Origin of the sequence: Micromonospora sp. NPDC047730, from assembly GCF_043204765.1 — a bacterium.
In the GTDB taxonomy this organism is placed as follows: domain Bacteria; phylum Actinomycetota; class Actinomycetes; order Mycobacteriales; family Micromonosporaceae; genus Micromonospora.
This window is the reverse complement of sequence record NZ_JBIDCU010000013.1, coordinates 123,660-147,103: the sequence shown is the minus strand read 5'-3', so window position 1 is coordinate 147,103 and position 23,444 is coordinate 123,660. Positions and strand designations below refer to the sequence as shown.

23 protein-coding genes are annotated in these 23,444 nt (G+C 71.8%); 4 read left to right on the top strand and 19 right to left on the bottom strand.

Annotated elements, in window-relative coordinates:
• The first annotated feature begins 184 nt into the window (after positions 1-184).
• Positions 185-1,435, top strand: coding sequence for an N-acetylmuramoyl-L-alanine amidase (locus ACGF5G_RS26310; protein WP_393267335.1), 1,251 nt, complete (start codon positions 185-187; stop codon positions 1,433-1,435).
• 87 nt (positions 1,436-1,522) lie between these two features.
• Positions 1,523-2,053 carry an SRPBCC family protein gene (locus tag ACGF5G_RS26305; protein ID WP_393267332.1) on the top strand — a complete coding sequence of 177 codons (531 nt, stop codon included), beginning with the start codon at positions 1,523-1,525 and terminating at the stop codon, positions 2,051-2,053.
• 111 nt (positions 2,054-2,164) lie between these two features.
• Here the strand turns inward: ACGF5G_RS26305 and ACGF5G_RS26300 are convergent, their stop codons facing one another.
• The 13 genes from ACGF5G_RS26300 to ACGF5G_RS26240 all read right to left on the bottom strand — a co-directional run bounded on the left by ACGF5G_RS26300 (position 2,165) and on the right by ACGF5G_RS26240 (position 15,212).
• Positions 2,165-3,562: a hypothetical protein gene (locus ACGF5G_RS26300; protein ID WP_393267330.1), complete on the bottom strand. Its 1,398-nt coding sequence runs from the start codon at positions 3,560-3,562 to the stop codon at positions 2,165-2,167.
• 236 nt (positions 3,563-3,798) lie between these two features.
• Complete coding sequence (locus tag ACGF5G_RS26295; protein ID WP_357462191.1) at positions 3,799-4,593, bottom strand: ABC transporter permease; 795 nt, start codon at positions 4,591-4,593, stop codon at positions 3,799-3,801.
• Positions 4,590-5,579, bottom strand: coding sequence for an ABC transporter ATP-binding protein (locus ACGF5G_RS26290; protein WP_393267327.1), 990 nt, complete (start codon positions 5,577-5,579; stop codon positions 4,590-4,592). Before ACGF5G_RS26290 ends, ACGF5G_RS26295 begins: the two co-directional genes overlap by 4 nt.
• 84 nt (positions 5,580-5,663) lie before the next feature.
• A complete protein-coding gene (locus ACGF5G_RS26285; protein ID WP_393267324.1) occupies positions 5,664-6,020 on the bottom strand; it encodes a hypothetical protein in 357 nt (118 codons plus the stop codon).
• A 10-nt stretch (positions 6,021-6,030) separates the two neighbouring features.
• Entirely contained in the window at positions 6,031-6,600 is a 570-nt protein-coding gene (locus ACGF5G_RS26280) for a TetR/AcrR family transcriptional regulator (RefSeq protein ID WP_393267321.1), read from the bottom strand.
• Between the two features lie 101 nt (positions 6,601-6,701).
• The gene (locus tag ACGF5G_RS26275) at positions 6,702-8,765 is read right to left on the bottom strand and encodes a glycogen debranching N-terminal domain-containing protein (protein ID WP_393267318.1); all 2,064 of its coding nucleotides are present in this window, start codon (positions 8,763-8,765) and stop codon (positions 6,702-6,704) included.
• Positions 8,762-9,139: an SCP2 sterol-binding domain-containing protein gene (locus tag ACGF5G_RS26270; protein WP_393267316.1), complete on the bottom strand. Its 378-nt coding sequence runs from the start codon at positions 9,137-9,139 to the stop codon at positions 8,762-8,764. Before ACGF5G_RS26270 ends, ACGF5G_RS26275 begins: the two co-directional genes overlap by 4 nt.
• 170 nt (positions 9,140-9,309) lie before the next feature.
• The gene (locus ACGF5G_RS26265) at positions 9,310-10,887 is read right to left on the bottom strand and encodes a hypothetical protein (protein WP_393267313.1); all 1,578 of its coding nucleotides are present in this window, start codon (positions 10,885-10,887) and stop codon (positions 9,310-9,312) included.
• Complete coding sequence (locus ACGF5G_RS26260) at positions 10,887-11,186, bottom strand: YciI family protein (RefSeq protein ID WP_393267310.1); 300 nt, start codon at positions 11,184-11,186, stop codon at positions 10,887-10,889. The genes ACGF5G_RS26265 and ACGF5G_RS26260 overlap by 1 nt, the downstream gene beginning before the upstream one ends.
• Entirely contained in the window at positions 11,183-12,505 is a 1,323-nt protein-coding gene (locus ACGF5G_RS26255; RefSeq protein ID WP_363705258.1) for a hypothetical protein, read from the bottom strand. Before ACGF5G_RS26255 ends, ACGF5G_RS26260 begins: the two co-directional genes overlap by 4 nt.
• Before the next feature lie 40 nt (positions 12,506-12,545).
• On the bottom strand, positions 12,546-13,307 hold the full coding sequence (locus ACGF5G_RS26250; protein ID WP_357462198.1) for an SDR family oxidoreductase: 762 nt from the start codon (positions 13,305-13,307) through the stop codon (positions 12,546-12,548).
• Positions 13,304-14,284 carry a transketolase C-terminal domain-containing protein gene (locus ACGF5G_RS26245; protein WP_357462199.1) on the bottom strand — a complete coding sequence of 327 codons (981 nt, stop codon included), beginning with the start codon at positions 14,282-14,284 and terminating at the stop codon, positions 13,304-13,306. The genes ACGF5G_RS26250 and ACGF5G_RS26245 overlap by 4 nt, the downstream gene beginning before the upstream one ends.
• Positions 14,277-15,212, bottom strand: coding sequence for a thiamine pyrophosphate-dependent dehydrogenase E1 component subunit alpha (locus ACGF5G_RS26240; protein ID WP_393267306.1), 936 nt, complete (start codon positions 15,210-15,212; stop codon positions 14,277-14,279). Before ACGF5G_RS26240 ends, ACGF5G_RS26245 begins: the two co-directional genes overlap by 8 nt.
• Positions 15,213-15,342: 130 nt before the next feature.
• Here ACGF5G_RS26240 and ACGF5G_RS26235 point away from each other — a divergent pair, with 130 nt between their 5' ends.
• Positions 15,343-16,473, top strand: coding sequence for a mandelate racemase/muconate lactonizing enzyme family protein (locus ACGF5G_RS26235; RefSeq protein ID WP_393267303.1), 1,131 nt, complete (start codon positions 15,343-15,345; stop codon positions 16,471-16,473).
• A 62-nt stretch (positions 16,474-16,535) separates the two neighbouring features.
• Here ACGF5G_RS26235 and ACGF5G_RS26230 read toward each other — a convergent pair whose 3' ends face one another.
• The 6 genes from ACGF5G_RS26230 to ACGF5G_RS26205 are packed head-to-tail and all read right to left on the bottom strand — an operon-like array spanning position 16,536 to position 22,307.
• Positions 16,536-16,919 (bottom strand): L-rhamnose mutarotase, encoded by a 384-nt coding sequence (locus ACGF5G_RS26230; RefSeq protein WP_393267300.1) that lies wholly within the window; start codon positions 16,917-16,919, stop codon positions 16,536-16,538.
• A gap of 8 nt (positions 16,920-16,927) precedes the next feature.
• Entirely contained in the window at positions 16,928-17,761 is an 834-nt protein-coding gene (locus tag ACGF5G_RS26225) for a carbohydrate ABC transporter permease (protein WP_393267297.1), read from the bottom strand.
• A complete protein-coding gene (locus tag ACGF5G_RS26220; RefSeq protein WP_393267294.1) occupies positions 17,758-18,717 on the bottom strand; it encodes a carbohydrate ABC transporter permease in 960 nt (319 codons plus the stop codon). The genes ACGF5G_RS26225 and ACGF5G_RS26220 overlap by 4 nt, the downstream gene beginning before the upstream one ends.
• Positions 18,718-18,776: 59 nt before the next feature.
• Positions 18,777-20,072 carry an ABC transporter substrate-binding protein gene (locus tag ACGF5G_RS26215; protein ID WP_393267291.1) on the bottom strand — a complete coding sequence of 432 codons (1,296 nt, stop codon included), beginning with the start codon at positions 20,070-20,072 and terminating at the stop codon, positions 18,777-18,779.
• Positions 20,059-21,090: a Gfo/Idh/MocA family protein gene (locus ACGF5G_RS26210; protein ID WP_393267288.1), complete on the bottom strand. Its 1,032-nt coding sequence runs from the start codon at positions 21,088-21,090 to the stop codon at positions 20,059-20,061. Before ACGF5G_RS26210 ends, ACGF5G_RS26215 begins: the two co-directional genes overlap by 14 nt.
• The gene (locus ACGF5G_RS26205; RefSeq protein ID WP_393267285.1) at positions 21,087-22,307 is read right to left on the bottom strand and encodes a M20 family metallopeptidase; all 1,221 of its coding nucleotides are present in this window, start codon (positions 22,305-22,307) and stop codon (positions 21,087-21,089) included. The genes ACGF5G_RS26210 and ACGF5G_RS26205 overlap by 4 nt, the downstream gene beginning before the upstream one ends.
• A gap of 113 nt (positions 22,308-22,420) precedes the next feature.
• On the opposite strand from ACGF5G_RS26205, the gene ACGF5G_RS26200 reads away from it, so the two are divergent.
• Positions 22,421-23,293, top strand: coding sequence for an amidohydrolase family protein (locus tag ACGF5G_RS26200; protein ID WP_393267282.1), 873 nt, complete (start codon positions 22,421-22,423; stop codon positions 23,291-23,293).
• Positions 23,294-23,444: the final 151 nt, after the last annotated feature.

Sequence of the window (23,444 nt, the reverse complement as noted above, 5' to 3'; positions counted from 1 at the left end):
CCATCCATCGAGCTCCATCTATCACAAATAGGGGTGGAAGGTGACTGGTCGACGCGCCTCACGGCGTACGCACGGGCTACTCGGCGCCATGCTCGCCGCGACTCTGGTCCTGTCCGGTGAGTCAGTCCTGGCGGCTTCGCCGGCATCAGCCGACCCGGACCGGGGCTCGGCCGCATCAAGCCGGTTGGCCACCGCGTTCGACACCGCCGCACGACGGTACGACGTTCCCCGCGATCTGCTCCTCGCCCTCGGCCACGCCGAGACGCGCCTCGACGGGCATGGCGGCAGACCGAGCGCGGCGGGCGGCTACGGCCTCATGCACCTGGTCAGCAACCCGAACCTGCACACCCTGGACGAGGCGGCCCGGCTGACCCGGCTCGACCGGGACACGCTGCGCGCCGACCCGACCGCGAACGTCGCCGGGGCCGCCGCCGTCCTGCGCTCCTACGCCGACCAGGCCGGCCTGACCGCCGTCGAGCGCCAGGACGTCAACAGGTGGTACGGCTCGGTCGCGCGCTACGGCGGGGCAAGCACCCCGGCGGTCGCCCGGCTCTACGCCGACGCCGTCTACGACCTGCTCCGAACCGGCTTCGAGACGGCACAGCCCGAAGCGTTGGCCGTTCCCGGCCGTCCGGTCGCGCCGCAGCGAGGCGTGCTCGCCCAGGCGGCGGACGGGGTCGGAACCCTCAGCACCGACTACGGACCGGCCGCGTGGGCGCCGGCCAGCCCCAGCAACTACACCGTGGCCAGCCGGCCCGGCAGCCACCCCGTCAGGTACGTCGTCATCCACGTCACGCAGGGCAGCTACGCCGGATCGATCAGCTGGTTCCAGAACCCGGCCGCCAAGGCCAGCGCGCACTACACGTTCCGCTCGTCCGACGGCGCGGTCACCCAGTCCGTGCGCGAGAAGGACATCGCCTGGCACGCCGGCAACTGGACCTACAACACCCAGTCCATCGGCATCGAACACGAGGGCTACGTCGACAACCCCGCCTGGTTCACCGACGCGATGTACCGGGCGTCCGCGGCCCTGACCCGCAACCTGGCCAACAAGTACGGCATCCCCAAGGACCGGGCACACATCATCGGCCACAACGAGGTGCCGGGGGCCACCCACACCGACCCGGGCCCGCACTGGAACTGGACCTACTACATGGAGTTGGTGAACGGGAAGACCGGCGTCGGCTCCGGCACGGTGAACACCGGAGGGGCCGGCCTCAACGTCCGCTCGGGGCCCGGCGCCGGCTACGCCATCGTCGGATCCGTCGCCGACGGCACGACGGTCAGCATCTACTGCCAGGCCGTCGGCACCACCGTCACCGGCACCTACGGCACCACCAACGTCTGGAACCGGATCGGCACCAACAGGTACGTCTCGGACGCCTACGTCCTGACCGGCCACGACGGCTTCATCCCCAACGTGCCACGGTGCTGACCTCCCGGCGCCGGACCCGCGCGGCCCCTCGCCGACGTGCCCGCGGTGAGAGGATCTGGAGAGCCGAAGGACACAAGGGAGGGCGCCGTGCGCTACGTCGATGGCCCGACGGTGGAGTGCGACCTGCGCCTGGCGGCCGATCCGGCCCGGGTGTGGGAGCTGGTCACCGACATCGAGCTGCCCACGCGGTTCAGTACGGAGCTGCGCCGGGTCCGATGGCTGGACGGCAGCCGGGGGCCGGCGCTCGGCGCCCGGTTCGAGGGGCACAACCACCATCCCGCGCTGGGCGAGTGGCGGACCATCTCGCACGTCGTGCGGTTCGACGAGCCGCAGGTCTTCGGCTGGGTGGTGCTCGACCCGGACAACCGCTTCGGTGGCGGCCCCGCCGACCTGCGGCGCCCGGCCGCCGCCTGGCAGTTCCGGCTCGCTCCCGAGGGTGACGGCTGCCGGCTGGTCCAGTCCGTCCGGATCGGCCCCGGCCGCAGCGGGGTGAGCCTGGTCATCGACCGGGCCCCCGAGAACGAGGAGCAGATCATCGAGCACCGACGGGCCGCCCTGCGGGACGCCATGACCGCCACGTTGCAGGGCATCCAGGGCCTCGCCGAGCAGCCGCGCTGACCATTCCGACGACGCGGCCCGGCCATCACCGGGTTCGAGCCCTCGGCGACGTCGAGCAACACCGCGGTGGTGGGCGGGCCGCACTGATGGCACAGCGGGTGCGGCCCCGCTCTACGGCACCGGGAAGTCCAGATGCGAATTCCGGTCGGGACGCGCACGGACCACGTCCATGACCTGCCCCGCCACAGCGGAGGGGCGGCGGTCACGGAGATCCAGGACGTTGCCGGAGACACTCACCCGGTTGGCCACGAGCAGCCGCATGATCGCCAGCAGGGCGTCGAACCGGCCGGTCAGGTCGAACCGGCGACCGTCGGGTCCGATCACGACGGCCGGGCGCGCCCCGACGGCGAGGGTGGTGCGCGCCCAGTCGATCTCGTACGACCGGCGGTCGGGGCCGACCCGCACGACGAGCTGCTTCGTGCGGTGCAGCAGCGCGAGGTAGGCCATCGGCACCGTCAGTTTCTTCCCGAGGTCGATCGGGGCGGTGCCGTCGGCGGGAAAGACACGCAGGACGGTCTCCAGCACCGGGCCGGCGTACTGGAAGGTCTTCGTGCCCCGCAGTTCCAGGAACCGGCCACGGACGAGGTGCCCGCCGTGGCGGGCCCACCGGCGGTCCACGCCGCCGAACGCCCCTTTCTCCGCGGGCAAATGGTCGACCACCCACCTGGCCTGCCCGTCCGGCACCGGCTCGGGCGCCGGCCACCCGCCGGCGGCCCGCTCGACCAGGTTCTGGAGCTGCGTCGCCATGGCGGGATCGACGCGGCGCAGGTCGATCGTGTCGCCGTCCATGGTGATCCGGCCCGCGGTCCCGGTGCCGGTGATCCGCCACAGCTCCAGGAGGAGATCCGGGCGACCGGTCAGCTCGACGTGCCGCCCGTCGAGACCGAGCAGCCTGCACGTCCTGGCGCCCGACAGCAGGGCGCTGCGCGGCCAGTCGATGCCGAACTCCTCGGGGATGTCGGGATGGACGACGGCGACGAGTCGCCCCGCGGTGACGGCCCCCAGGCACAGGGACGGCACCCGCCACGTGTGCGTCGACTCGAACGGCTCGCCGCCGTCAGGTTGGACCCGCAGCCCGAGCCGGATGCGCGGCTTCGGCTCGTCGGGGTCGAGGTCGCCGTAGGACTGGTACGTCGCCTCCCAGTCGTCGCCGTACGACACGAGTGCCGCCTCGCGCACCTCGGCCGTGGCCAGCCGGCCGCCCTGGATGGGGATCCGGGCGCGGGGAGTCCACATGGCGAGGGTGTCGTCGTCCCACTGATACGCCGTGGACACGCGGTCGCGGTCGGTGATGACCGGGTGGTGCCTGCGGGTGAAGAGGAACGCGCTGACGAGGATCGCGAGGGTGAACCCCAGCCCGACGAGGAGGAAGGCCAGCGGGACACCCCGTTCGCCCTCGCCGGCATCGGTGACGCCCAGGGCGCCGCAGACCAGCAGGATCGGCCCCGCCACCCCAAAGACGGTGAAGAGCACGAGGTTGCCGACGAACGTACGGGCGAAACTCCGCACTGCCCCTCCTTGGCTGACGTCGGTCCTTGATACCACCGTTCCCGACGCGACTGCGGGCGCACCGGTTCCAAGACGGTACAAGGGCGGCGCCTGCCGACGGCAGACCGAGAGCGACGCGGGGTTTCGATATTGACGGCTGGCTGGACCAGCGGGGCGTGCGCCGGCCCACCTGACCGGGAAAGCCCGGGGGTGCCGACCCGGCGCACGCCTCGTGCTCGTCCGGTCGTCCGCCCTGGTCAGACGACGTCCCTGCGTAGGGGCAGGACGATAGCCAGTAGCGCGGCGGCGAGCGCGTAGGCGATCAGCAGCCCCGCGCCGGCCTGCGGGGAGAGGAGTTGCGGTGCGGCTCCGGTCGTGTCGTTCGCCACCTGGGTGAGCGCGGTGAAGTTGGTCAGCGCGGCGGTGGCACCGCCGGGCAGGAACGGGTATGCCGTGTTCACCCCGGGAATGAAGAGCAGCAGGTTCTCGCCCATGTAGAGGTACGCGCCCAAGCCGGCCAAGGCGAGCACCTGGTTGCGGACCAGCGCGCCGATGCCCACGCCCAGTACGGTGTAGGCCGCCATCGCCACGACCAGGCGCAGCAGCAGACTGACGACGACATCGAGTGGTGCGCCGGTGGGGATGTCCCGGACAGCCGTCCCGGCGTAGAGCGCGATGCCGGCCGCGATCGTGGTGATCAGCCCGTAGGCCACCCCGGCGACGAGGTAGACGAGGAGTTTCGCGGCCAGCACGCTCCAGCGTCGAGGTGCGAACAGGAACGTGGCCGAGATGGTCCGGTGCCGGTACTCGGAGGTGACCGCCGTCGCGCCGAACAGCGCAGGGACGATCACTCCGAGCCCGGCGAGGCCGAGTACCGCCCGGATGCCGGCCTCGGTGTCCAGTCCGGGCAGGGGCGGATTGACGTTCTCGGGGCCGATGATGGTGAGCAGCCCGACCAGGCCGCCGCCGAAGACGACCGCGGCGGCCACGGCCCAGATCCAGAGGCGGGTGGCGAACAGCCGGCGGAACTCGGCTCGGACGAGGTGGCTCATCTGGTGGTCCTCTTTTCCCCGGTCAACTGCAGAAATGCCTGTTCCAGGTCGGTGCGGCACGGAGTCAGTCCGTACACGCGCAGGCCCGCGCCCGCCGCGGTGTCTGCGACCCTTTCGGCGCTGAGGCCATGGATTCGGAGGGTGCCCGGACCGGTGTTCTCGATCCGGGGCGGGCGACCGTCGGTCGTCCGGGCATCGGCCAGTCGCGCGGCGAGGAGGTCGGCGTCAGGAGACTGGACCACGACGGCGGGAACGGTCACCGCAGCGAGTTCGTCGAGGGTGCCTTCGGCCATCAGGCGCCCGCCGCTGAGCACGACCACGCCGTCCACCATCTGTTCCACCTCGCTGAGCACGTGGCTGGAGACCAGGACGGTGCGCCCCTCGTCGGCGAGCTGGCGTAGGAACCGGCGTAGCCAGGCGATCCCCCCGGGGTCGAGCCCGTTGGTCGGCTCGTCCAGAAGCAGCACGGGAGCGTTGCCGAGTAGGGCCGTGGCGAGGGCAAGCCGCTGGCGCATGCCGGTGGAGAATTGGCCGGTCTTGCGGCCCGCGAACCCGGACATGTCCAGGGCCTCGATGACCTCGTCCGCGCGTCGTAGCGGCAGCCCGGCCATGTCGCAGTAGATCCGCAGGTGGTCCCGGGCGCTGGTTCCGGGATGGCAGCTTGACGCGTCCAGGGCCGCGCCGACGGTACGAGCCGGCTGCGGCAGGTCGACGTACCGTCGGCCACCGATGAGCGCGTCGCCGGAGGTGGGCCGAACCAATCCCAGGATCATTCGCAGGGTGGTCGACTTCCCGGCGCCGTTCGGGCCGAGGAAGCCGGTGACCCGCCCGGGCTCCACGGTGAAGGTCAGGTCGGTGACCGCCGGGACGGCACCGAACCGCTTGGTGAGGTTGCGCACCTGCACGCGCACGCCGTCGGACGTCTTCGTGATGCTGGTGAGCGGTTTGTCGTGGTCACTGGGAACCAGCCTTTGGATCTTGGGCATGAGGCATCGCCATTCGAGGTGGGGTGAAAAAGGGACCGGTGGCCGCCGGAGCGGCCACCGGCCGGGAAGCGACGGACGGACCGGTCAGGGCGTCCGCGTGGCCTCTTCGATGAGCCGAACCGTGGCGCGGGGGTCGCTGACCTGGACGACGAGGCGGTTGTAGCGTTCGTCGGTCAGTTCGATGACGACGGCCTTGGCTGGATCACGGACGTCCCAGAACACCCGCTCGCCTTCGGTGTGGAAGGTGCCCGCGACGATGACTCCGGGAAGGTGGGCTCCCGGCGCTCGCAGCCCCTTCGGCTCCTTGACGATCCCCGGGTCGGCGGTCGCGCCCCTGACGTTGACCAGCGGGATGGTGAGCCGGCTCTTCAGTGCCCAGAGCTTGTCCAGGCCTTCGATCTCCACGACGAGGGCCTCGCCGTCGACATACACACGTGCCATATCTGTCTCCTCAGATCTCGTGCTGGCTGAGCTGGTCGGCCACTGCCGCGCCGGCTTCGGTGGTTTGCGTATCGGAGGCGCCGGCCCTGGCCCGCAGGCGCAGACCCAGCACGGTGGCGGTCAGCGCGGTGGTCAGTGCCTCGACGCGAGCGGTTCCGTCGGCGCCCGGATGTTCGGCGATCAGGACGCGACCGAGGGCCTCGTCCATCTCCCGCAGGCACTGGGCGACCACTTCGGCGACCTCGGGATCGACCGGGGCGCGCTCGACCGCGGCCCTCAGGAGCAGGTCGAAGCCGGGTTTCGCCGCGTCGGTGGCGAGTACGCGATGCATCGCCTCGGTGATGTCGCCAGCCGCCGCGACGGCCGTGACGAGTGGTCGCACCTGGTGCTCCACGTGCCAGCGCAGCGCCCTGGTGTAGAGCCCACCCTTGCTGCCGAAGGTCTTGTACAGGCTGTTGCGATGGACGCCGAGGCTGGCCACCAGGTCGTCGACGGACGTGCCGTCGTATCCCCGCTCGGCGAAAACTCCTATCGCCGCCTGGACAGCTTGATCCTCGTCGAACCCACGTGGTCTCCCCATGTCAGCCACAGTAGCGGGTTTAGGAACGACCAGTCAAGAACGATCGTTCCTGAATTCGGCCGAGCTGGTTCCTGCCGCCTGAGGAGGCCCCTGTTCCGTCCCTACCGTCGAGCCCTGGCCCGACGCCGGCTGTCGACCCCGCTCCGGCCGAACGCGTCGGCGCGCCCCCAACGCCCCGGGATGTCGAGCAGTTCGATCCGGCCGATCGCGGCCGGCAGGGCGGGATCGACCGCGAGGTGGTCCTCGTGCGGATTGAGGCCGAGCATCGTACGGAGGAACAGCAGGGTCGCTCCGGCCGACCAGCCCTGCGGGCTGCAGGCGGTGGGGTATTCGACGGGGTACTTGGTCAGGGGCCGCTCGTAGCCGGCGAACGCTTCGGGCAGCCGCCCGCCGAAGTACTGCGACGCGTCGATGACCGCCTCGGCGATCTGGCCGGCCTCGGTGCGGAAGCCGTAGCGCCACAGCCCCCAGGCGATGATCGAATTGTCGAACGGCCAGACCGTGCCGACGTGGTAGCCGACCGGGTTGTACCGCGCCGCGCTGTCGGCCAGGGTGCGGACACCCCACCCGGAGAACATGCTCGGCCCGAGGAGGTGCTGGGCGATCTTCTGGGCCCGGTCCGGTTCGACGATGCCGCTCCACAGCAGGTGGCCCATGTTGGACGACATGGCGTCGACCGGCTTGCCGTCGGTGTCGAGGGCGAGGGCGTAGTACTCCCCCTCCTCGATCCAGAAGTCGCGGTTGAAACGCCGTTTGAGGTCGGCCGCCTCGGCTTCCAGCCGGTCGGCGTAGGCGGGGTCGTTCCAGAACTGCCGGGCCAGACGGGCGCCGCGCAGCTTCGCGTCGTAGGCGTACCCCTGCAGCTCACAGGTCGCGCGTGGCAGTCCGGGCAGCCGGCCGTCCCGGTAGGAGACGGCATCCCAGGAGTCCTTCCAGCACTGGTTCTCCAGGCCGTTCACGGTGTTTCGCCGCTGGTACGACACGTAGCCGTTGCCCAGGATGTCGCCGTACTCGTCGATCCAGTTCAGCGCCGCGCGGGCCTCGAGCTCCAACTGTCGCACCAGGCTGGCGTCCCCGCTCCACCGCTCGTACTCGTCGAGCAGGATCACGTACAGGGGGGTGGAGTCCGCCGATCCGTAGTAGGGGCTGTGCGGCTGCTCCTCGAACGCCGCCGATTCGCCGTAGCGGAACTCGTGCGCGATCTTCCCGGGTTCCTCGTCGCGGTAGTCGTCCAGCTTGCTGCCCTGCTGGAAGGCGAGGTCGCGGAGGACCGTCGAGGCGAGTTCCGGCACGAACGGCAGCGTCTGCAGGCTGATGAAGATGCTGTCGCGGCCGAAGATGGTCATGAACCAGGGCAGTCCCGCGGCCGGCAACCGCCGGGGGAAGGCGAGCGGTGAGTACCGCATCGCGGCCAGGTCGGTGAGGCTGCGCTCGTACGCCGTCTGCAGGGACCGGTGGTCGCACACCAGCTGTGGTGTCTGGACGAGGAAGTCGTCGAGGTCCTGCCGCAGCTGCGGCTTCACCCGCCCCTGGTGGGCGTCCAGGCTGGCCCGGATGTCGAGGCCCCGCGCGCCGCGCACGATCGGGTAGACGTGCAGCTCCGTGCTCCACCTGCCGCGCGGTGCGATCCGGAGGTCGAAGGTCATCCCCGTTTCGTCGACGCGCGCCGGCGAAGTGCTCGAAATGATCGTCTCACGGTGGAAGGTGCCTCGTTCGTAGCGGAACCGCAGATGACCGTCCTCGACGCTCGTCAGGGTCTTCCCGGTCTTCTGCCGCACGTCCTTGATCTCGAACAGGTCGGCGAAGTCGGTGGCCATCTCCACCCGCAACGTGAGGTGCCGTTCCTCGGTGTCGTGGTTGAGTACCGTCAACTGTTCGCTGAACTCCCGGCAGATCTGCTGCTGCCGGATGACCGAGACCTTCGCGTCGACGTAGTGGGTCGGCTCGCCGGGCACGAGGAAGTAGCGGGTCTCGAAGTACTGCAGGTCGTCCCGGGACAGGGCGTTGAGCGGTTGACCGTCGACGGTCAGCACCCATTTCGACAGGAACCGGGTGTCGAACGAGAAGAGCCCGGTGGGAAAGGTCGGCGACGGGTGCAGGTCGCCACGTTCGTCGCTGACGACGAACGTGTTGCCGTCCAGGATGCTGACGCCTCGTTCGCTCATGAACCCTGTCCTCCTGCACGGGCGAAGTCGCGCGGGTGGTGGGCGCCCTCGGGGCCGGGCAGCAGCCGCTCGAACGACGACAGGAGCGCCAGGTCGCCCTCGACGTTGATCTCGTTACGCATCAGCGCCGCGTAGAGCTGCGCCCGACCCTGGACCAGCCGGTCGAAGAGCGTCTGGTGGCCCCGGATCACCAGGTCCGGCCGCTGCTCCTGGCGCGACACCTGGGTCGTGCCGTCGCACAACGTTACGAACCAGACATCTACTCCCGTATCGCGTTCGACGTCCAGCCGGATCGTGCCCCGGGCCTTCATTGTGATCGGCGTGCCCGGGCTCCGGCCCAGCCGGCCGAGAAAGTCGGCGGTCGGGTCCCCCATCAGAAGCCTCCTCCAACACCCCCGCGAGCCGCACTGTTCGTACAGCCTGGAACGCCCGGTGGTGAGCGGCCCTCACCCGAAGCGGGTGAAATTCGCCGGCGGTGTACCCGCGGCGCAGCGGGGGCCGGTCGTCCGGCCGCACCGCTGCTTCGCCGGCGGGGTCTGGCAGGTCAGCCGGCGGAGTGGGCGTGACGGGCGGCCCGCTCGGCCAGCCACAGCCACCGGCGCTGCACGTCACCGCTGGTGGCGGCGGCCATCGCCAGGGCGTCGCCGCGGACCGCGCCGAGGGCGTCCGCCGTCGCCGTGGGGTCGTCCAGCGCGGCCGCGCCGGCGCGGAACGCCTCGGCCTCGGCCGCGCCGCCGAACCGCGGTGCCACCTCCGCGCGCCAGAACTCCGCCCAGGCCAGGTCCGGGTTCCAGGTGAAGCGCGCGTACGCCAGGTAGCTGATCTCGTTGGTCGGGTGGTACGCCGACGCCTCGGCGAAGATCGTCAGGCCGCGCATGCCCGCCCCGGCGGCCCGGGTCGCCATGTCGGCGTACAGGTCGGGCACCCAGGAGTGCCGCTGCCGGTTCCACTGGGAGCCGGCGTGGGTGCGCAGCACGTTGGTGGTGTGCGGAAGCCCGTCGACGTGGTCGGCGGTGAGCCGGTCCCGGTTGTCGTGCCAGAAGCCCCGGTTGACGCAGTACTGGTAGGCCACGTCGTCGGGCAGGTCGGCCAGCGGCTTCTGGGCCTCCAGGTCGAAGATGTTGTCCCAGTAGACCTCGACGAGGTGCCGCAGCGGCACCCCCGCCGGCCCGGTGCGGCGGGCGGTCTCGAGCAGGGTCGGGTAGACCGACCGCATGGCCTCGTACGACCAGGAGGTGCGCTCGCCGCCGGTGCGGGCCGCGCACCTGGCGCAGGCGCAGCTGCCGTAGTCGCCGGTCTCGAAGTTGACGCCGCCGACGGGGAGGGTGTCCAGCAGCCAGTCGACCGCCTCCCGGTGCCACGCCAGGTTGTCCGGCTGGGACGGGCAGGCGGCCATCATGTACTCGCTGGCCGGGAAGTGCAGGTCGCCGAAGTCGTCGATGTCGAACCCGACCTTCTTCGGCAGCTCGGCGGCCAGGTCGGGGCGCTGCCGCAGCCAGGTGGCGAGGTTGTAGCGGTGCCGGCCGTCGAAGTAGATGCCGCCGTAGGCGTTGACGCCGATCCCGGCGATGATCCGTACGCCTCGGGCGTTGGCGTACTCGCACAGCTCGCGGGCCGCCTCGACGCCGCCGTGGGCGTCGCGCAGCAGCCCGTACACCACGATGCCGCCGATCCGCTCCCGGCTGCAGAAGTCGACCAGCCGCCGGTAGTCGGCGCCGAACGCGTCGGCGGGCTTGGCGTACGGGTTCAGGGCGCCGATCTCCTGCTGGCCGAGCTGCCGAAGGTCCCAGTTGGTGGAGTGGTCCCAGGTCCACAGGTTGCGCAGCGGCAGCCGAGGCGCGCCCTCCCGGACGCCCACCGGCACGCCGGCCGGGGTGGCCAGGGCGAGCAGCTCCCGCGCGGCGTAGACCAGGCCGGCGAAGGGGTCGCCGCTGAGCCGGATCTCGCCCTGCTCGGGTACCTCGATCCGGTAGCCGCCCTCGGGCCGCGCCGGGTCGGCCTCGAAGCGGACCGGCACCCCCTCGGGTGTCTCACCCCACGCCTCGCCCAACAGCCGGGCCGCGTAGGGCGCGGATGCGGCGCCCTGCACCCGGACTCCGGCGATCTGGCGGTACTGCGACATCAAGACCTCCCGAGGGATTGCGGGGTGACGGCGAGGTAGTCGACCACCTCGATGCCGGTCCACACCCGGTGCTGCCAGTACGGATCCTGTTCGACACGGCTGCGGGCGGCCGTGGCGTCGGCGGCCCGCAGGACGAGGACGGAAGCGCCGAGGTCGGCCCGGGCCCCGGCGAGCAGGGCGGTGCCGTCGGCGAGCAGGGCCTCGACGTGGGCGAGGTGGGCCTGCCGGTGCGGTTCCCGGCGGGTGGCGGCGTCCGCGGCGAACGTGGCCGTGACCAGGAAGGTCGGTTCGAACCTCACGCCTCACCGCCGATGGCCTCGAGCAGCCGCCGCATCGCCACCCGGTAGACCGTCTGCGGCCGGCCCGCGCCGGTGCTGACGTGCACGCCGACCTCCTCGGCGAAGCCGGCGGCCCGCAGCGACTTGAGCAGTCGGCGCGCCGAGCGCGCCTCCACCCCGTAGGCGTCGGCCAGGGCCCGCGCGGTCACCTGGTTCGGGTCCATCTGGTGCAGCGCGTCCAGCAACCGGCGGGTCGACAGCGGCCCGAGGCGGAGCTGTTCGGAGATCCGCAGGACCTCGGGGGCGGTCTCGCGGAGCCGTTGTTTCACCGGGCTCTCCCGGCTGGAGTAGATCTGCCCGTCGGGGAAGACGACGTGGGTGTCGCCGCTGCCGCGGCCGAGTGCCAGCGCCTTGCGGGCGTTGTCCTCGGCGGCGGCGATGGTGGTGCCGGCACCGAAGCCGACCGTGTGCTCGACGTCGACACCGCGGAGGGTCAGCAGGGAGGCGTGGCCGGCCCGGTGCCGGGCGATGGCGCTCTCGACGGTGCCGCGGGTCGTCGTGATGAGCAGCGTCCGGTCGTCGATCGTGCCCAGTCTGCCCCGCATCCGCTCGGCATGTTCGAGCAACGCCTCGCGCAGCCGCAGCCGCTCCCGTTCCATCTGGTACGGGTCCTGCTGGCGGCTGGCGGGCTCGGTCAGCTCGATCATCATCACCGCGATCTGGGTGGCGCGGGACTGTCGTACCTCCGCGGCGAGCCACGCCCGGCGCAGGGCGTCCCGCACGGAGGCGCGGGTGTGTTCCACCCGCCAGACCGGCACCCCGCTGTCGGCCAGGTCGCGGTGCACCGCGCCGAGGCAGGTCAGGCACGCCTCGACCGCGCCGGAGGCGTACCGCTCGCGGTGGAAGGCGGTGATCTCGTCGAGGCCGGAGAAGAGCAGGCCGGACGAGTCCGCGATGGGCAGGATCTCGGTCGGCGGGATCAGGTCGATGTCGTGGTACGTCTCGCGGACGATGTCGGCCTCGATAGTGTCCACGCTCACCGTGGGCAGCCGTCCGCCGCTCGCCAGCAGCATCCGTGACAGTGTCCGGTAGAGGTCGATGCCGGCGTGCGGCATGTAGTCGATCTCGGCGCGCAGGTCGCCGGCGGCGGCGGCGAACGCGTACGGGATGCGCCCGGTGAAGAGCAGCACCTGGCACAGCTCGTCGAGTTCGCGGGCCAGCTCGAGGGCCTGTTCCGGCCGGGTGTACGTGCGGGCCGTCAGGTCCGTGGCGCGGCCCTCGCCCGCGGCGACCTCCTGCACGAGCCGGATCGAGTCCTCCGGACCGATGATGCCGATCACCTTGCCACCTCCACGTCGTCGCCGGTCTCGGGCGGGCTGCTCAGCGGGTGTGGACGGTGCCGACCACACCGTCGCTGACCGGCGACGCCAACAGGACCAGCGCGGACGCCACGTCCTCCGGACGGCCCAGGGCCGCCTCGATCTCCGCGACCCGGCCGGCGTCGGTCCCGTTGGTCCGCGCCTCGTCCAGCGACCGTCGCATCAGCGGCGTGTCGATGTCGCCGGGGCACAGCGTGTGCACGCGGATCCCCTGTGGACGGAGCTGTCGGTCCAATGTGAGCGCCAGGCCGTGCAGTCCACCCTTGCTCGCGCCGTAGGGTACCGAGCCGGAGCCGTTCTGCACGCCCGCCCTGGAGCCCACCAGCACGAGGACACCGGTGCCCGGGGTGAGGTGCCGCACCGCGTGCTTGGCGACGAGGAACGGCCCGGTCAGGTTGACCGCGATCACCTGCGCCCACAGCTCGGCGGTGACCTCCCGGACGTCGAGGCCCTGGCCGCGCATGACGCCCGCCACGTGCAGCACGGCGTCGATCCCGCCCCACTCGGCGGCGACGTCGTCGAGCGCGGCGGCGACCTCGGCCTCGACGGTCACGTCGACCCGGCGGGCGCTGGCGCTCGCCCCGGTGCGCCGGGCCGCGGCGGCGGCCCCGGCCGCGCCGTCGCCGTCGGCGTCCAGCACCGCGACCGCCGCGCCGGCCGCGGCGGCGGCGTGGACCGTGGCCAGGCCGATGCCGGAGGCGCCGCCGACGACGACCACCCGCCGGCCGGCCAGCAGGCCGGCCGGCGGAGTGTCAGCGGTCATCGCGTGACCGTGCGGCGCACGGCATCCACCACGTCGGCCGCCTCGGGGATCACGGCGGCCTGCAGGGCCGGGGCGGCCGGCATCGGCACGTCCGGGGTGGCCACCCGGGCGACCGGGGCGCGCAGGTCGGCGAAGCACTCCGCGGCGGCCCGGGCGGCGATCTCGGCGCCGAACCCGCCGGTCAGGTTCGCCTCGTGGGCGACGACCAGCCGACCCGTGCGGGCCACCGAGGCGGCGACGGTGTCGAAGTCCAGCGGGTTGAGCCAGCGCAGGTCGATCACCTCGGCCTCGATGCCCTCCTCGCTGAGCTGGCCCGCGGCGTCCAGCGACGCCGAGACCATCCGGGACCACGCCACGACGGTGACGTCGGTGCCCGGGCGGACCACGCGGGCGCCGCCGACCGGTTCGACCGGGGCGTCGGTGCGGACGGGGCCGCGTGTCGGGTAGAGCATGCGCGCCTCGGCGACCACCACCGGGTCGTCGCTGACGACCGCGGTGCGCAGCATCTGGTACGCGTCGTCGGGCGTGGCCGGCAGGGCCACCCGCAACCCGGGGGTGTGCGCGAAGTACGCCTCGGGTGAGTGCGAGTGCTGGGCGCAGGCGCCGGGCGAGTAGCCCTGCTGCATCCGGATCACCAGCGGCGCCTTCCACCGGCCGTTGCTGGAGTAGTGGATGGTGGAGATCTGGTTGACGAACTGGTCCATCGCCACGAACGAGAAGTCGGCGTACATGATCTCGGCGATCGGCCGGAGGCCGGTCATCGCCGCTCCCAGGGCCATGCCGAGGAACCCGGTCTCGGAGATCGGGGTGTCGAAGATCCGCGCGGAGCCGAACCGCTTGTGCAGCCCCTTCGTGGCGCCGAACGGCCCGCCGGGCAGGGCGACGTCCTCGCCGAAGTAGACGGTGTCCTCCCGGCTGTCCAGCGCCCAGGTGAGCGCGGCGTTGACGGCCTGGATGTAGCGCAGGGACTCAGACATGGACGTGCTCCTTGACGGTCGCCGGGTCCGGGAACGGCACGGCACGGGCGGCGGTGACGGCGGCCTCCACCTCGGTGGCGACCTCGGCGTCGATCGCGTCGAGCCGGGCGGTGAGCGCGGCGTCGGCGGCCTGCCGGATCCGGGCCAGCGGCTCGCGTTCCCGGGCGGCGGCGACCTCGCCCGCCGGCCGGTAGTGCTGCACGTCGCCGCTGTAGTGGCCGACCAGCCGTTCGGTCATGGCCTCGACGATGGACGGTCCGGACCCCTCGCGGGCCCGGGTGACCGCCTCGGCGACCGCCTCGGCGACGGCGTCGGGGTCGTTGCCGTCCACCACCCGGCCGGGGATGCCGTAGCCGGCGGCCCGCTCGGCGAGCTGGCGGACCCGCACCATGTCCTCGATGCGGGACATCTCGGAGTAGACGTTGTTCTCCACGACCAGCACCAGCGGCAGGTCGAGCACCGCGGCGAGGTTGAGTGCCTCGTGGACGTTGCCCTGGTTCATCGCGCCGTCGCCGATGCTGACCACGGACACCGCGCCGCTCGCGGTCCGGTGGGCGGTGAGGGCCGCGCCGGCGGCGACGGGCACGCCCGCGCCGACGATGGAGTTCTCGCCGATGAACCACCGGCCCGGGTCGGACAGGTACGGCGAGGCGGCCCGGCCGCCGCAGAGGGCGGAGTCGCGTCCCATCATCTCGGCGAAGAGGCCCACCAGGTCCACGCCCCGGGCGATGGCCCAGCCGTGACCGCGGTACGTGGCGGTCACGTGGTCGCCGTCGCGCAGCGGCCGGCAGGCGCCGACCGGGATCGCCTCCTGGCCGTTGCACAGGTGGATCGAGCCCGGGATCTCGCCGTCGTCCTTGAGGGCGGACAGCCGCTCCTCGAACCGGCGGATCCGGGCCATGAGCCGATAGTCGTCCGGCAGACCCATCACACCCCCAGTGGTAGTTAGAGCCTTATTCCGGCTCGTTCGATTTGAAGCCTAGACCAGCGCTGTAAGGCTATGGAAGAGTGCAAGAGCAAGTTTCTGGCCGTTATTGGTCTCTTATTTGGAGGCAGGTATGGAGATCACCGCCGTCGAGTCGGTGGTGCTGGGCGACGCGCACTTCGTCCAGGTGCACACATCGGACGGGCTGGTCGGCGTGGGCCAGTCCGCCTGCTGGGGCTACCCCGCCGCGGTGCACGCCGTCGTGGAGGCGTTCCGTCCGCACCTGCTCGGTGCCGACCCCACCCGGATCGAGCACCACTGGCACCACCTCTACCGGATGGGACCGTTCCGGGGCTCCGTGCTCTCCGCCGCCGTCTCCGCGGTCGACCTGGCCCTGTGGGACCTGCTCGGCAAGCGCCTCGGGGTCCCGGTCTGGCAGCTGCTCGGCGGCCGGGTGCGCGACCGGATCCGGCTGCACCTGCTGCTGCCCGGCACGGGGGCGGAGGCGCTGGCCGCACAGGCCGCGGCAGCCGTGGCCGACGGCTTCACGGCGGTCAAGTTCGACCCGCTGCCGGCCGACTACCCCGACCTGTCGCTGGCCCGGCTGGTCGCCGCCACCGAGGCCACCACCGCCGCGGTCCGCGACACCGTCGGCACCGACGTGGACCTGCTCATCGAGCTGCACCGCAAGCTCACGCCCCTGCAGGCCGAGGCGGTCGTGCCCGCGCTGGCCAGGCACCTGCCGCTGCTGGTGGAGGACCCGATCCAGATCGACAGCGTCAGCAGCCAGGCCGACGTCGCCCGCCGCGCGGCGGGGGTGCCGATGGCCAACGGCGAACGCCTGCACAGCATCTGGGAGTTCAAGGAGCTGCTCGCCCAGGGCGGCGCCCAGTACGTCCGCCCCGACCTGGGCCTGGCCGGCGGGATCAGCCACGCCCGCAAGATCGCCGCACTGGCCGAGGCCCACCACGCCGCCGTGGTGAGCCACAACTGTCTCGGTCCACTGCTGACCATGGCCTCGGTGCAGTTGGACGCGGCCATCCCGAACTTCGTGGTGCAGGAGTACTCGCCCCTGGACGACCAGCTCGCCGACGGGCCCGCGCGTGCCTGCGTACGGCGGCAGGGCGGTTTCCTGCCGGTGCCGGAGGAACCGGGACTCGGCGTGACACTGGACCTCACCGACGCCACGCCGCTCGACCTGACCGGTCGCCCCTTGACCCGGATCCCGCTGCGCGCCGACGGCTCGGTCGCCTACGCGGTCTGAGTGCTCACCGCCGTGGCCCGGCGGGACGGTCCGCCGGGCCACGGGGGTGCGCGACGCCGCGCTCAGCATCCCGCGGGACGGCCCGCGTGGTGGAAGACCGGGTACGCCCACAGCGGTTCGCCGTCGGCGTCGGCGATCTCGGCGAACAGGTGCGCCAGGGACCGGGTCCAGCGGGCCTGCACGGCGGACGCGCCGGTGACCCGTCGGGCGTGCGGGTGACCGTGCCGGGTCCGCAGCACGCAGATCAGCAGCAGCCCGTGCCGGTAGATGTGGTAGTCGTAGATGCCGGCGTCGTCGAGCAATGCCGACATCTCCGGCCAGATCTCGGCGTGCCGGCGCTCGTACTCCCGCTCCGCCCCGGGGCGCAGCCGGTAGAGGTGGCACAGTTGGACCCCGGGCCCGGACTCCCCCGGCCCGGCCGCCCCGTCCGCACCGGAAACCTCCACCGGCGGGCTCACTTGCCGGAGCCGGCCAACGCGCCGGCTACCAGCTGCCGCTGGAAGACCAGGTAGATGATCAACACCGGCAGCAGCGCGACGATCAGACCGGCGCTGACCAGCGGCACCGACACGTCGTACTGGCCGCTGAGCAGGGAGACGCCGACCATCAACGTCTTGCTGTCCGAGCCGCCCATGATGACCAGGGGCAGCAGCAGGTCGTTCCACATCCAGACGAAGTTGAAGATGGCCAGCGCGGCCAGCGCCGGGGTCGCGATCGGCGCCAACAGGCGGAACAGGATGGTGAAGTGGCCGGCGCCGTCCACCCTGGCCGCCTCGATCAGCTCGTCGGGCACCTGCTGGAAGTAACCGGCCAGCTGGTACGTGCCCAACGGCAGGCCGAACGCCGCGTACGCCAGGATCAGGCCCTGGTACTGCCCGGACATGCCCAGGTCCAGCACGGTCTGGTACAGCGGATAGATGATCGCCTGGCTGGGGATGGTCAACGTGACGATGATCAGCAGGAAGACCAGCTTGCCGCCCCGGAAGCGCAGCTTGGTGACCGCGTACGCGACCAGCAGCGCGGCCAGCACCGACAGCACCAGCCCACCGGCGGTGGTGATCAGCGAGTTCAGCAGCAGCCGCGGCATGTCCATCCGGCGGAACGCCTCGAGGTAGTTCTCCAGGGTCACGCCGGTCGGCAGGCCCAGCGGGTCCCGCGCGAAGCCCGTCTGCGTCTTCAGCGAGCTGACGATGGTGAACAGCAACGGGTAGACCGCCGCAACCGCGACGACCACCAGCGCGAAGGTCAACAGGTAACGCCCCAGCCGGGCGGTGGCACGCCGGTTCATCGCGTTTTCCGGGTCCCCTCTGTGAACATGTGCCGCACGCTGAGGATCGACAGCAGGGCGACGAAGACGAACAGGGCGATGCCGATGGCGGAGCCGTACCCCCGGTCCAGGAACTGGAAGGTGGTGAGGAAGACCAGGTACTCGGGGAGCATGGTGGCGTCCCCCGGCCCGCCCTGGGTCAGCGCGTAGATCAGCGGGAACAGCCAGATCAGCACGCCGGAGGCGCACAGCACGCTCCAGTAGGCGACGGTGGGCCGGAGCATCGGCACGACCACCGAGAACAGCCGCCGCCAGAAGTTCGCCCCGTCGAGGTAGGCGGCCTCGAGGACCTCCTCGGGGACGGTGGCCAGGCCGGCGAGGTAGGTCATCACGCCCAGGCCGAACAGGCTCCACAGGGCCACCGCGACGAGCGAGAACAGGGCGCTGTAGCGGCCGTTGAGCCACTCGAGGGCCAGGGGGTCCAGCCCGACCGAGCGCAGGAAGGCGTTGAGCGGCCCGTCCGGGGCGAGGATCTGCCGGAACATGATGCCGACGACGATCGGCGCGATGGTGTACGGGATGAAGTACACGGCGCGGAAGAACTTCCAGCCCGGGGCGCGCTGGTGGATGACCACCGCCAGGACCAGGGGCAGCACGACCCAGATCGGCAGCGTCGCCACCACGAGCAGCGCGTTGCGGAAACTGGAGCGCACCACCGGGTCGTCGAGCATCCGGGTGTAGTTGTCGGCGCCGGCGAAGGAACTGCCACCGAAACCGCTCGACGATTCGAGGCTGGTGACCACGCCCCGGCCGAGGGGCACGAACTTGAACGCGACGGCCAGGGCCAGCGCCGGCAGCACCAGGGCGGCACCCAGCCACCACTCCCGGATCCGCGCGGCGCGGACCGGACGGCGTGCGGGCTCGGGCGGGCGGTCCGCGACCACCGGCTCCGACACCGGCGCGGTGGAGATGGTCATCGGGTTTCCTCTCTGGGGCGGGCCGGGCGGGGCGGCCGGGGCCGTCCCGCCCGGGGCGACTACTTGTTCTGCTTCTTCGTCGGGCTGCGCTCCAGGGCCTGCTGCATCTGCTCGGCCCACTTGTCGACGGTGAGCTGGCCGAGGGTGACCTGCTGCCAGCCACGGGCCAGCGCGTCGGCCTCCGGGCCGGAGAGCATCACGCCGGCGTGCAGGGTCGGATCCGCCACCAACTCCTGGATCTTCTGGAAGGCCGGCGAGGAGGGCAGCAGCGCCTTGTCGACGTTCTTGTTCAGCGGCTGGCCCTTGGCGTGCTTGACCCACAGCTCGCCGTTCTCCTTGCCGGCGAGCCAGGTGATGAAGGCCAGGCCGGCGTCCTTCTTCTCGCTCCACTTGGTCACCCCGTAGACGGCGCCCTCGATGCCGGAGAACTTCTGCGCCAGCGGCGCCGTCGGGTTGGCTGCCGGCCAGCGGGTCACGCCGAGCTTGTCGTCGCCGAGGGCCTTGCCGAACGCCTCCCAGTTCACCGCGTCGGAGATGATCGTCCCGGCGAAGGCGGCGCCGCCGCGCTGGAAGATGTCCGCCCCGTCGGGGAGCATCGTGATCGACGGCGCGTTCTTGTTCGCCCAGCCCTTGGTGGTGATCTCGGCCAGCTTCTCCAGCACTGAGACCAGCTTCGGGTCCTTCCAGGACAGGGTGCCCGCGAGCAACCCGCGGATGTCGTCCTCGCTCAGGTAGCTGCGGGCGATCTCCGGGAAGTCCCAGTAGGCCGGGAACGTGCCGGACAGGCCCAGGGCCAGGCAGGTCTTCCCCGTCTTGGCGACCGCGTCGCAGGCCGCGCCGAACTCGTCCCAGGTCGCCGGGGGCCGCTCCGGGTCGAGCCCGGCGGCCGTCAGCACGTCCTTGTTGTAGTAGAGGACGTTGCCCTGGTACGAGAAGGGCACGCCGTAGCAGGGCTTGCTGGTGTCGAAGCCCTCGCAGGCACCGCTGTAGGTGACGAGGTCCTTGTTGATCTCCGCGGCCTTGTCGCCCAGCGGCACGTACGCACCACGCCGGTCGAACAACTCCAGGCCGGCGTTGTTGGCCATCACGTCCGGCCCGGACTGCGAGGTGATGTACGGGCCCTGCACCTCGGGGTACTTGTCGAACGGCACCGACTGCATCTCGAGCTTGATGTCCGGGTGGCTGGCCTCGAAGCTGGTCTTGACCTGCTTCCAGTACTCGGTGCCACCCGGCTCCCAGGTCAGCACCTTCAGGGTGACCGGGCCGCCCGCGGCGTCGTCGCCACCGCAGCCGGTCAGCAGCGCGGCGGCGGCCACGCCCGCGGCGACGAGACCGGCCAATCTACGTCGATTCATCGGCAGAAGCTCCTGTCAGCGAGGGGGTTTGAGGGATTCGGCGGACGGCGCCGTCGGCGGCGGCGCTGTCGACTACGGCCGCGGCGATCTGGACCACGTGCAGTCCGTCGGCCAGGGGAACGACCGGGGACGCGTCGCTGCCGTCGACCTGGCGGAGGAAGTGCCGGAGCTCGGCGGCGAGCGCGCCACCGCCGTCGACCGGGGAGAGCAGCCAGTCCGGCGCCTCGGTCTGCTCGGCCTGCACCAGCACCGTGGAGTGTCCGAGGTCGACGTGGCCGACCCCGTCGGTGCCGTACACCTCGACCAGGTCCGAGGTGTGGTTGGGGGTGTGTTCGGGCAGGAGATAGCTGTTGCGGATCGACGACACGACGTCGTTGGCGTGTCGAAGCTCCGCCCACACCAGGACCGGCGTCGCCGATCCCGGTCGGGTCCGGGCCGCCGCGCGCACCTCGACCACCGGCGCTGCCGCGTACCAGAGCGCCAGGTCGATGTCGTGCACCGCGGTCAGCAGTGCGGGATGGTCGTTCGGGAAGAGCCGGGTCAGGGAGCGGGGGCGGTCCCGGCGCGAGGAGACGGCCAGCACCCGGCCCAGGCGGCCCTCGCGGACCGCGTCGTGCAGCGCCCGGTGGGCGGGGCTGTGCCGCAGGATGTGCCCCGGCTGGCAGAGCACCCCGTGCGCCTCGGCGGCCGCGACGATCGCCGTGGCGTCGGCGACCGTCGCGGCCAGCGGCTTCTCGACCAGCACGGGAATCCCGGCGGTGATCAGTGCGAGCGCGACGGCCCGGTGCGCCGGCCCGGGCACGCACACGGAGGCGGCATCCGGTGCCGCCTGCGCGAGCAGGGCCGCGACGGAGTCGAACGTGCGCGGGATGCCGTGCTGGGCGGCGACCCGCTCCCGGGTGGCGGTGTCCGGGTCGACCAGCGCGTCCACCCGGACACCGAGCGACCGGTACGCGGCGACGTGCCGGGCGCCGAACGCGCCCGCCCCGACCACGGCCACCCGCGGCCCGGTGCTCACCGGGCCACCGCCGCCGCGGTGCCCGCGCCGGCGACCGGGGCCGGTGCGTCCTCCGCGAGCCGACCGTCGAGGACCGCCCGGGTGAGGCGCTCCAGGGCGGCGACCCCCGTCGCGATGCACCGCTCGTCGACGTCGAACGCGCCGGAGTGCAGCGGCGCGCCACCGCGTTCGCCGGTGACCCCGAGCTTGACGTACAGGCTCGGGCCGAGCGCGCCCAGCAGGGCGAAGTCGTCCGTGGTCAGGGGCGGTACCGGCAGGTCGACGACGTCGACGTGCCCCGACAGCTCGGCGTGCGCGAGAGCCACCACCTCCGGGGCGTTGCGCACCGGCGGCATCTCGTTGGCCCAGGCGAACCGTACGCCGAGGTCGAGCGCGGCGGCCTGCTGGCGGGCGACGCGTTCGATGACCTCCTTCAGCCGCTCCCGCACGACGGGGTCGTGGGTACGCAGCGTCCCGGTGGCCTCGGCCCGCTCGGCGACCTGGCTCTGGCTCGCTCCGCCGGCGATCGTGCCGATGTTGAAGGCGACCAGTTCGTCGGGGTCGCGGGACCGGGAGACGGCCGCGTGCAACGTGGACACCATGGCGGTCAGGCCGAGGATGGCGTCCCGGCCCAGCGCCGGGGTGGCGGCGTGCGCGGCCCGCCCGAGCACCTCGACGCGGAACGCGTCCTTGGCCGCCATCGCGGTCGCCCGGTCGATCCCCACCGCTCCGGCGGGCAGGTCGGGCCAGCAGTGCAGCCCGAGCACGGCGTCGAACCGGCGGTCGCGGAACGCCTCGTCGGCCAGGACCGCGGCGGCCCCCGAGTCGGCGCCGAACGGGATCTCCTCGGCCGGCTGGAACAGCACGGTCACCGCACCCCGGGCGGGCGGGTCGGCGGCGAGCCGGGCGGCGACCCCGTAGGCGACCGTCATGTGCACGTCGTGCCCGCAGGCGTGGCACACGCCCGGATTGCGGGAGGCGTACGGCTCCTGCTTGCTGTCCTGCACGGGATAGGCGTCCATATCGGCCCGAAGGAGGACCGTCGGCCCCGGGACACCACCGTCGATCTCCAGGACGACGCCGGTGTCGGCAATTCCGGTGCGAATCTGACCGAGTGGCCCGAGCAGGCGCTCCAGGGTAGCTGCGGTCTGCCGCTCCGTGAACCGCAGCTCGGGGTGCCGGTGAAGCTGACGCCGCAGCCGTACCAGCTCATCAACCTCGTCGCCTGGCAGCGTCACCCGGCTCACTCCTCGCTCGCGCCAACGTAATCCGGACCTAATTGAGACAAGAACCTAAGTCAGGGGTGTCTCCGCGTCAATGGCCAGGCGAAATTTGAGTTAGGGTCCGAACCATGCAACGCGCCGACGCCCACCTGCACCTGTTCGCCGCCGGCTACCCCGGTCGCTACGGCCGCTCCCCCGCCGGCGGCGACGAACTGACCGTCTACCAAGGCCTACGCCGCGAACACGGCATCGTCCGGTCGCTGGTGATCGGCTACGAAGGCGAGGCCGGCTTCGCCGGGAACAACCACCATCTGGCCGCCCTCGCCGCCGCGCACGACTGGATCGCGCCGGTCGCCTACGTCCCACCAGATGGACCAGCCGACGAAGACTCGCTCGACCGCTGGTGGTCGGCGGGTTTCGTGGGCATCGCCGCCTACCTGGCCGACCCGGCCTCGGCAGACCGCTTCAGCGACTGGCTGGCTCGCCACACGTCGGCGCTGAACAACGCCGCCGCGCTGCTCAGCCTGAACGCCACACCCGCCGCGACCGAACGGCTCGGCTCGGCCCTCGCCGCCCTGGACGGGTGCACGATCCTGTTCAGCCACCTCGGGCTGCCCGGCGCGCAGCCCGTGGTGCCCACCGGCGACGAGGCGCGGGAGATGCTCACGCCCCTCACCCACCTGGCGCGGCTACCCCACGTCGGCGTCAAGATCTCCGGGCTGTACGCCGTCAGCGAGCCCTCCCACGGCTACCCGCACGACGCGGCACGACCGTTCGTCGAGCTGCTCGTGACGGACTTCGGCACCCGGCGGCTGTACTGGGGCTCGGACTTCCCACCCAGCCTCGACCACGTGTCGTTCGCGCAGACCCTGCACCCGGCCGGTCTCGACGAACTCTCCGCCGCCGAACGCGACGACGTCCTCGGCGCCAACCTCCTGCGCGCCCTGGACCAGCGCACCGGCGCGGCGCCCACCGGCCGCCCCGCCGACCGCCAGATGTAGAACCAGAACGGTCCGCACATCCCGGAGAAACGCACTCCATCATTCCGTCAGGAGCTCCCACCCGCTTCCGGGGCCGGCCGGCGAGTGGCACCGTGCGGATACACATGCACATGTGCCCATGTCATTGGCGCCCGGTTTCCGGGCGGCTCGG